Annotated in this window: 9 protein-coding genes; 1 reads left to right on the top strand and 8 read right to left on the bottom strand. The window is 61.9% G+C overall.

Annotation, left to right across the window (positions count from 1 at the left end; translation table 11 throughout):
* The 8 genes from VEK15_14090 to VEK15_14055 form a co-directional block, all read right to left on the bottom strand.
* A partial coding sequence (locus tag VEK15_14090) for a DPP IV N-terminal domain-containing protein (GenBank protein ID HXV61823.1) occupies nt 1-1616 on the bottom strand: 1616 nt, incomplete at its 3' end.
* Between the two features lie 48 nt (nt 1617-1664).
* Nucleotides 1665-1994, bottom strand: coding sequence for an SUF system Fe-S cluster assembly protein (locus tag VEK15_14085; protein ID HXV61822.1), 330 nt, complete (start codon nt 1992-1994; stop codon nt 1665-1667).
* 3 nt (nt 1995-1997) lie between these two features.
* Nucleotides 1998-2447 carry an SUF system NifU family Fe-S cluster assembly protein gene (locus VEK15_14080; GenBank protein HXV61821.1) on the bottom strand — a complete coding sequence of 150 codons (450 nt, stop codon included), beginning with the start codon at nt 2445-2447 and terminating at the stop codon, nt 1998-2000.
* Nucleotides 2444-3694, bottom strand: a complete 1251-nt coding sequence (locus tag VEK15_14075) for a cysteine desulfurase (protein HXV61820.1) — start codon at nt 3692-3694, stop codon at nt 2444-2446. Before VEK15_14075 ends, VEK15_14080 begins: the two co-directional genes overlap by 4 nt.
* Nucleotides 3694-4977: a Fe-S cluster assembly protein SufD gene (gene sufD / locus VEK15_14070; protein HXV61819.1), complete on the bottom strand. Its 1284-nt coding sequence runs from the start codon at nt 4975-4977 to the stop codon at nt 3694-3696. The genes VEK15_14075 and sufD overlap by 1 nt, the downstream gene beginning before the upstream one ends.
* 1 nt (nt 4978) lies before the next feature.
* The gene (gene sufC, locus VEK15_14065; protein HXV61818.1) at nt 4979-5728 is read right to left on the bottom strand and encodes a Fe-S cluster assembly ATPase SufC; all 750 of its coding nucleotides are present in this window, start codon (nt 5726-5728) and stop codon (nt 4979-4981) included.
* 7 nt (nt 5729-5735) lie between these two features.
* A complete protein-coding gene (sufB, locus tag VEK15_14060; GenBank protein HXV61817.1) occupies nt 5736-7178 on the bottom strand; it encodes a Fe-S cluster assembly protein SufB in 1443 nt (480 codons plus the stop codon).
* Between the two features lie 31 nt (nt 7179-7209).
* Nucleotides 7210-7668 carry an Rrf2 family transcriptional regulator gene (locus tag VEK15_14055; protein ID HXV61816.1) on the bottom strand — a complete coding sequence of 153 codons (459 nt, stop codon included), beginning with the start codon at nt 7666-7668 and terminating at the stop codon, nt 7210-7212.
* 159 nt (nt 7669-7827) lie between these two features.
* Here VEK15_14055 and VEK15_14050 point away from each other — a divergent pair.
* On the top strand, nt 7828-8795 hold a 968-nt coding region (locus tag VEK15_14050; protein HXV61815.1), incomplete at its 3' end, for a peptidylprolyl isomerase.

The raw sequence follows: 8795 nt of genomic DNA, 5'->3' as shown, positions 1-8795 counted from the left end.
GACGTGCGGTCGTCGATCTGGGCCACCACGTAACCCTGCTGAACGAGGAATTGATGAAACAAATACCGGCTGCCGGCCCAGGAGTCCCGGATGGTCGGCACTCCTGGCATGCCATAGACATAGACGACCAGAGGGTATTTCTTCCCCGGCTCGAGCCTCCGCGGTTTCATGAGAAGAAGACCGATTTTTGCTCCATCGGGTGTATCGAGAAGCCGCCACTCCGGCTTTACGAGATCCAGCTCATCGAGCGATCGCGGCTCGTGAAAAGCGTGCTCGCCGTTCCCGCTCACCCGTCGGAGAGTAGTTCCGCCGGGGTCGGTCATCGAGGAGAACTCGTCGAGATAGCTCTCGAAGCTCGGGTCCAGGTCGATGTCGTGCGTGCCGATCCCATCGGTGAGCCTCTCGAGATTGGAGCCGTCGAGATTCACCCGATAGAAGTCTTTGCCGATGGGGTTGTCGCGGTTCGCCGTAAAGTAGACGACCCCGTTCGCCTCGTCGAGCCCGGCGATGGAATCGACCTGCCAATCCCCTTTCGTGAGCGGAGAAGCCAGTTTTCCGTCGCGGTAGAGATAGATATGTCGGAACCCCGTGCGCTCCGACGTCCAGAGGAAGGCACTGCCCGATTCGAAGTAGCTCAGGTCGTCGCTCACGTTGATCCAGTAGGGACTCTCCTCCACGAGAATCGATCGGGACCGGCCGGTCACGGGATCGACCTCGATGAGCTCGAGCCGTTCCTGATCGCGATCGAGCAGCTGGACGGAGAGCCGGTCTGCATCGACCCAGTCGACGCGAGGGATGTACTCGTCGGCGCGGTCGATCCAAACGGTGCGGGCCGTGGCGACGTCGACGATGCCGACGCGCACTCTCGGGTTGGGATCGCCCGGCTTGGGATAGCGTTGCAGATCGACCGTGGCCTGGCGCGAAACTTCCTCGGTGATGGGATAGGTCGGAACCAGCGTCTCGTCGAGCTCGAGATAGGCAATGCGCCGGGAATCGGGCGACCAGGAATAGCCGGTCCGGACATCGAGCTCCTCGGGATAGACCCAGTCGAGCTCCCCGTGGAGGACGTTCTCGCTGCCTCCGAACGTCAGCCGGCGCTCGGGGGCCCCCTCTGCGGAGACGACCCAGAGGTCGTGCTCGTACAGGAAAGCGATCGACCGTCCGTCAGGAGAGAACTTGGGATCGAGAACTGGCGTCTTGTCCGGGGCCAGGCGCCTCGTCTTCTGCGTTCGAACGTCGTGGACGAGAATCTGTCCCGAACTGGTAAAGAGCAGCGACTCGCCCACGGGAGCCCAGTGATAGTCGGGGACCTGGAAGCGGGTCCTCCGAGTGCGCTCGCGCTCGTCGGTCGTGGCCTCCGTGGCAGAAGGCGCCATCGCCCGAAGCTCGTCGGAGCCAACGAGAACGTGCTTCTCACCAGTGGTCGTATCGAAGAGCCACAGGTCGCGCCCGGACTCACCCGCCGACAGGAAGTAGCTCAGGTTCCCATCGGGCGTCCATCTCACCTCGGATGGAGAAGGAACCGAAAGCTCGTCGCCAAAGATCGCTTCGATGCTCAGAGCTCCTTGCTCGGTCTGGAGAGAAGCCAGAAAGACGAGAATCGCGAGGGACGGCATGGGTCGGGACCTCCGAGGAATCCTCCGATGCGGAATGCTGGGACGAGCTCAGAACATCCCCAACTGGAGCTTTGCGGCTTCGGTCATCTTCTCCGGCGTCCAGATCGGCTCCCAGACGACGCTTACCTTGACCGATTTGACTCCCTCGAGGGTGCCGACTTTGGTCTCCACCTCGGGAGGCAAGGATCCCGCTGCGGGGCAGGCCGGTGAGGTCAGGGTCATGTCGATGGACACGTCACCTTCGTCGTTCACCTGCACGTCGTAGATCAGGCCAAGCTCGTAGATATCGACCGGGATCTCGGGGTCGTAGCAGGTCTTGAGCACTTCGACGATTCGCTCCTGGAGACTCGGGTCTTTCGACTCGTTCGCTTCTTGCATCGTCTACTCCGTAGAGACCGCCTCTTCTTTGCGCGAAAGCGCTGCACGCATCGTGTGCCAGGCGAGAGTCGCGCATTTCACCCGAACCGGATAATCGCGCACGCCGGCGAAAACGGCAAGCTTTCCCAGAGTTTCGTCCTCTGTCTTCCCGGTGACGAGATCGTGAAAGGCCGAGAAAATCGTCTGCGCCTCCTCTTCGGTCTTTTCCTTGAGTATCTCGGACATCATGGAGGCGGAAGCCGTCGAGATGGCGCAGCCGGCGCCTCTAAAGCCCACGTCGCGGATGACGCCCTCGTCGACGACGAGGTACAAGCTGAGTCGGTCGCCGCAAAGCGGGTTTTCGCCCTTCGCGCTGTGGGTGGCCTCGGTGATCTCGTGGAAGTTTCTCGGGTTCTTGCTGTGGTCGAGAATCACTTCCTGATAGAGCTCGCGCAGAGCGGGATCGACGCTCACGCGAAAACCTCCCGGACCAGCCGGAGCCCCGCGACCAGACGATCGATGTCGTCGCGGTTGTTGTAGAGCGCGAGCGACGCCCGAGCCGTCGCCGGAACGCCGAAGCGATCCATTACCGGCTGGGCGCAGTGATGCCCGGTCCGCACCGCGATGCCCTCCTGATCGAGGATGGTGCCAACGTCGTGGGCGTGCACTCCCTCGACGACGAACGACAGTACGCTCGCTTTGTGTCTGGCCTCACCGATGAGCCGAAGCCCGGGCAGCTCTTTCAGGGCCGCCGTTCCGTAGTCGAGCAGCTCCTCCTCGTAGGCCCCGACCGCCTCCAGCCCGATCGTGTCGAGATAGTCGATGGTCGCCGCCAGGCCCACGACGCCGGCGATGTTCGGAGTTCCTGCTTCGAAGCGGAAAGGAAGCCGGTTGTAGGTCGTTTTTTCGAAGCTCACCGAGCTGATCATGTCACCTCCGCCCTGATAGGGCGGCATCTTCTCCAGGAGCGCTTCCCTGCCGTAGAGAACGCCGACTCCTGACGGACCAAACATCTTGTGGGCCGAGAGCGTGTAGAAATCACATCCGAGCGACTGAACGTCGACGCGAAGATGCGGCGCCGCCTGGGCGCCGTCGATCAGCACGGGGATGCCTCTCTCATGGGCCAGCTCGACGACTTCCCGAACGGGGTTGATGGTCCCGAGCGCGTTCGACACGTGTGCCATGGCCAGGATCTTGGTCCGGGGACCGAGAAGGCGCCGGAGAGCGTCCATGTCCAGGTCGCCCCGGTCGTCGATGGGAACCACCTTCAGATGGGCTTTTTTCTCGCCGCAGAGCATTTGCCAGGGCACGATGTTCGAATGGTGCTCCATGTGGGTGATGAGCACCTCGTCGCCCTCGGCGACGTTGACCCTGCCCCAGGTCTGGGCGACCAGGTTGATGCCCTCGGTCGTGCCCCGAACGAATATGATCTCCCTCTCGGAGGCCGCACGAACGAACCGCTGGACCTTGAGGCGAGCGTTCTCGAAGGCGCGCGTGGCGCGCTCGGAGAGCTCGTGGACGCCACGATGGATGTTCGAATAGTCGTGCGAATAGAAGGCGGAGACCGCATCGATGACCTGTCGCGGTTTCTGGGCGCTGGCGGCGCTATCGAGATAGACGAGAGGCTTTCCCTTGACGCTCTGGCGGAGCGCGGGAAAGTCGGCCCTCACCCGTTCCACGTCGAAAGCACCGCGGACGCTCCGCATCGCTACCTCAGACATCACGCCACCTCCGGAAGAACGAGCGAGTTCACCGCCTGTCGCAGAGTGTCGATCTGAATTCGCTCGGTCACGTCGGCCAGGAAACCGCGCGTCAGTATATGCCGCGCATCCGAGAGCTCGATCCCGCGCGATCTCAGATAAAAGAGCGCGTCGGCATCGAGCTGGCCGATGGTCGCCCCATGGGCGCACTTCACGTCGTCGGCGTTTATCTCGAGACGCGGGTTCGTGTTCACGAGCGCGTTTCGTGAAAGCAGCAGGTTCTTGTTCGATTGCTGCGCGTTCGTTTTCTGGGCCTTGGGCCGCACCACGATGCGGCCATCGAAGACGCCGGTGGACTCCTGGTCGAGCACGCCTTTGTAGAGCTCGCGGCTCGTGCACCGCGGAGCGCGATGGTCGATCAATGTGTGGTGGTCGACGTGCTGGGTCCCCCTGACCGAATACAGGCCGTTCAAGCTCGTATCCGATCCCTCGCCCTCGAGAATGACCCGGATGTCGTGCCGCGCGAGACGAGCCCCGAGCGAGATCGAATGATCGCGGAGCACGGCGTCTCTGGTCTCGAGGACCGACAAGCTTCCGATGTGAAAGGCGGCTGCACCTTCGCGCTGGAGCTTGTAGTGGTCCAAGACGGCTCCTTCTCCGAGCACGATATGGGTCACGGCATTAGTCCAATAGACCGATTCATCCGAGCCGACATAGCTCTCCACGATTCGAAGCTCGCTCCGGGCCCCGGCGAAGATCGCGTTGAACGGATGGCTCATCGTGCTCGTCTCCGTGGAGAGGAACACGAGGTGAACCGGTTTCTCGACCACGGTGCCGGGGGCGACATGGATGAAGGCACCGTCGGTGAACAACGCGCGGTTCAGATCGGCGAAGACCGTCCCGTCGCCCCCCTCGCGAGACAAAACCGGCCGGACCGCGTCGGCGTCGTCTTCGATAACCCGAGCGAGGCTTCGGATCTGGATGCCCTCCGGGAGCCCCGAGACCGAGCTCAGTTCTTCGGAGAACCGGCCGTTCAAGAAGACCACCTCGTGGCAGCTCGACCCATCGAGCCGGTAGCCCGCTCCGGTAACCGCACCCTCCGCGTGACGGCCGGGGAGGCGGAACTTCCGGGAAGCGAGGCCGCGCAAGCTCGTGAAGCGCCAATCCTCCTCGCTCGTTCGGGGAAAGCCGCGGTCGAGAAAACGTTCGAGCGCTCCCGCCCGCGCGCGGGCGAGCCACGATGGCTCGCTCCCCAAAGTGCGCTCGTCGAAGGCAACCCGATAGCCGTCGAGCTCGTCAGCCATCTCAGCCGACCTTCGCCTCGAACAGAGCGTACCCTTCTTCGTCGAGCCTCGTCGCGAGCTCCTTGCCGCCCGACTCCACGATGCGACCGTCGACGAGGACGTGTACGAAATCGGGCACGATGTAGTTCAGAAGCCTCTGATAGTGGGTGATCACGAGCATGGAGCGCGCCGGGCTCCTCAGGGAGTTCACGCCCGAAGCGACGGTCTTGAGGGCGTCGATGTCGAGGCCCGAGTCGGTCTCGTCGAGGATGGCGAATCGAGGCTCGATCACCGCCATCTGAAAGATCTCGTTGCGCTTCTTCTCTCCGCCGGAAAAACCTTCGTTCACCGGCCGGTTGACCAGATCTTCCTCCATGCCAACGAGCTTGACCTTCTCGCGCACCAACGCAAGGAAGTCCATGGCGTCGAGCTCGGGCTGACCCCGGTGTTTGCGGATCGAGTTGACCGCCGCCTTGAGAAAATAGGTGTTGTTCACTCCGGGGATCTCCACGGGGTACTGAAATGCCAGGAAGATTCCTTCGCGGGCGCGCTCCTCGGGCGACATCGAGAGCAGGTCCCTTCCGTGGTAGCGCACTTCGCCTTCGGTGACCTCGTAGGACTCTCGTCCCGCGAGCAGTTGCGAGAGCGTGCTCTTGCCCGAGCCGTTCGGGCCCATGATGGCGTGCACTTCACCCGGGCGAATCGTGAGGTCGATGCCGTGCAAGATCGTTCGACCCTCGACTTTCGCGTGCAAGTTTCGGATCTCGATCATCGGGGTCTCAGCCAACGCTTCCCTCCAGACTGATGCCGAGAAGCTTCTGCGCTTCGACGGCGAACTCCATGGGAAGCTCGCGAAGGACTTCGCGGGCGAACCCATTCACGATCATCGACACGGCATCTTCGGTCGAAATGCCCCGCTGGTTGCAGTAGAAGAGCTGATCCTCTCCGATCTTCGAAGTCGTAGCCTCGTGCTCCATCTGGGCGGTCGGGTTCTTTACCTCTATGTAAGGAAAGGTGTGGGCGCCGCACTCGTCTCCGATGAGGAGCGAATCGCACTGCGAGTAGTTCCTCGACCCTTCCGCGCTCGGCATCACTTTGACCTGGCCACGGTAAGTGTTCTGGCCGTGCCCCGCGGAAATGCCCTTGGAAATGATCGTGCTTCTCGTGTTCTTGCCGATGTGGATCATCTTGGTGCCGGTATCCGCCTGTTGATAATTGTTGGTCAGAGCGACCGAGTAGAACTCGCCAATCGAGTCGTCGCCCAGAAGGACGCAGCTCGGATACTTCCAGGTGATGGCCGAGCCCGTCTCCACCTGAGTCCAGGAGATCTTGGAGCCTCGGCCCTTGCACTTGCCGCGCTTGGTAACGAAGTTGTAGATGCCGCCCTTTCCGTTCTCGTCGCCGGGATACCAGTTCTGCACCGTCGAGTACTTGATCTGGGCGTCGTCGAGGGCTACGAGCTCCACGACCGCCGCATGGAGCTGGTTCTCGTCGCGCATCGGCGCGGTGCAGCCCTCGAGGTAGCTCACGTAGCTTCCTTTCTCGGCCACGATGAGCGTACGCTCGAACTGACCCGTCTCCGATGCGTTGATGCGGAAATAGGTCGAAAGCTCCATCGGACAGCGCACTCCCTCGGGAACGTAGACGAACGATCCGTCGCTGAAGACCGCCGAATTGAGCGTGGCGAAGAAGTTGTCGGTGTAGGGCACCACGCTACCCAGATACCGGCGTACCAGCTCGGGGTGCTCCTTCACGGCCTCGGAAAAGCTGCAGAACACGATGCCGAGCTCGGCGAGCTTGCCTTTGAAGGTCGTGGCCACCGAGACACTGTCGAACACGGCGTCGACCGCCACCCCCGCCAGGCGCCCCTGTTCCTGGAGAGAGATTCCGAGCTTTTCGTAGGTTCGCCTGAGCTCGGGGTCGACTTCGTCCAGGCTCTTCGGCCGTACCTTCTGTTTGGGAGCCGAGTAGTATCGGATATCCTGGTAATCGATCGGCGGATGGTGAACGTTCGCCCAGGTGGGCTCCTTCATCGTGAGCCAGTGCCGGTAGGCGGCGAGCCTCCATTCCAGGAGCCACTCGGGTTCTTCCTTCTTCTCGGAGATGGTGCGAACGATCTGCTCGCCGAGCCCTTTCGGGACCGTATCGGCGTCGATCGCGGTGACGAACCCGTAGGCGTACTCCTTCTTGACGAGCTCCTTGATGTTCTGAATCGATGTCATTTCGTTGCTCCGTATCCCGACCTTTCTTGCCTCAATGTTGAATCACTGGAAGCTGGACCTCCGGGTCGGCCCCCCGATAGATGTAGTCCTGCGCGCATAGGTCGGCGATCGTGACCCTCTTCAAGGTGCGCAGCACCTCGTCGCCCAATCGCTGAAGCGGGCTCTTGACGTTGCACGTATCGAACTGCTCGCACGTGCCCAGATCGCTGATGCACTGTGTAATCGTGAGCGGCCCGTCGATGGCCTCGATCACGCGGACGACGTCGATGCGCGAGGCCGCCGTCTTGAGGCTATAGCCACCCTTGATGCCCTGATGCGATTCCACGATCCCCTCCCGTGCGAGCCGTTGAAGGACCTTGGCCAGCAGATCGGGAGGAAGCCCGTAGCCGCTCGCGATCTCTCGGGCGCTCAACGAGCTGCCCGAGTCTTGCCTCGCCAGGTGCATGAGAGCGATGAGCGCGTAGTCGACTTTCTTCGATAGTTTCAGCATCGTTCTAATTGCGACCAATTTGGTCGGACTTATGATATACCGCGCACCCGGCCCTGTCAAACCCCTAAACTCTGTAGTGTTAAGTACATATGAAAATAGGAGCGATCCGGTCGGCTTTTGAGGATTTATGGGGACTGTGGTAGGCTAGCGAGCGCCCCGATGAAGGTGGAAGCTGGTTTCGCGGTTTCGCTAGCTTTGACCGGACTCGCGTTCGCCCAGCCGTCGATTGCTCCCCCTCCGGAGACGACGCTTCTCTCCGGTTCCCCACTTCACGTCCCGCTCGACGGGTCCGATCCGAGCGGTGGCCCTCTCCGCTATACCGTGACGACGAGCGACCCCGCACTCGTCGAAGCGCGTATCCTCGAGGGCAATCGGAGTCTTCGCATCGCCGTCGCCAACTACGGCACGATGCTGTTCGAGCTGTTCGACCAGCGCGTTCCCCGGGTCACGAACCGAATCGCCGAGCTCGCCAACAGTGGCTTCTATGACGGCGTGGTTTTCCATCGGGTGATCGACGGCTTCGTCATCCAGGGAGGGGATCCAACCGGCACCGGTGGCGGCGGGTCGAGTCTCGGGACCTTCGACGATCAATTCCACGTGGAGCTCCAGCACAATCGAACGGGGCTCTTGTCGATGGCCAAGGCCGGCGACGACACGAACGACTCTCAGTTCTTCGTCACCGAGGGTGCCCAGCGACATCTCGATTTCAATCATTCCATCTTCGGCGTCCTCGTCGAGGGCGAAGACGTCCGGGAGCGGATCAGTGGAGCGGCCGTAGACGCGAGCGACCGGCCGATCGAGGCCGTCGTGATGCAGCAGGTGCGAACCACGACGGACGATGAAAATGCGATCCTGTTGCTCAGGGCTCCGGAAGGCTCGACCGGGGCCGTCGACGTGACTGTTACCGTCGTCAACGGCCGGGGGCAGGAATCGCGAGTCACCTTCCGTGTCGACGTTCAGGCCGACAGCATAAACAGCCCGCCGTTTCTGGCGGACATCCCCGAGCTTTCCACCACCGTGGACACGCCCATCACCTATCAACTGCAAGCGATCGACGTGGAGGGGAATCCGGCGAATTTTCTGGATCAGGTTGGCCTGAACGTGAACGGTCTTCCGGTTCCGGTCAT

The organism is Vicinamibacteria bacterium (assembly GCA_035620555.1).
Taxonomy (GTDB): domain Bacteria; phylum Acidobacteriota; class Vicinamibacteria; order Marinacidobacterales; family SMYC01; genus DASPGQ01.
The sequence above is the reverse complement of the archived record's forward strand: the minus strand, read 5'-3'. Positions and strand labels throughout refer to the sequence as shown.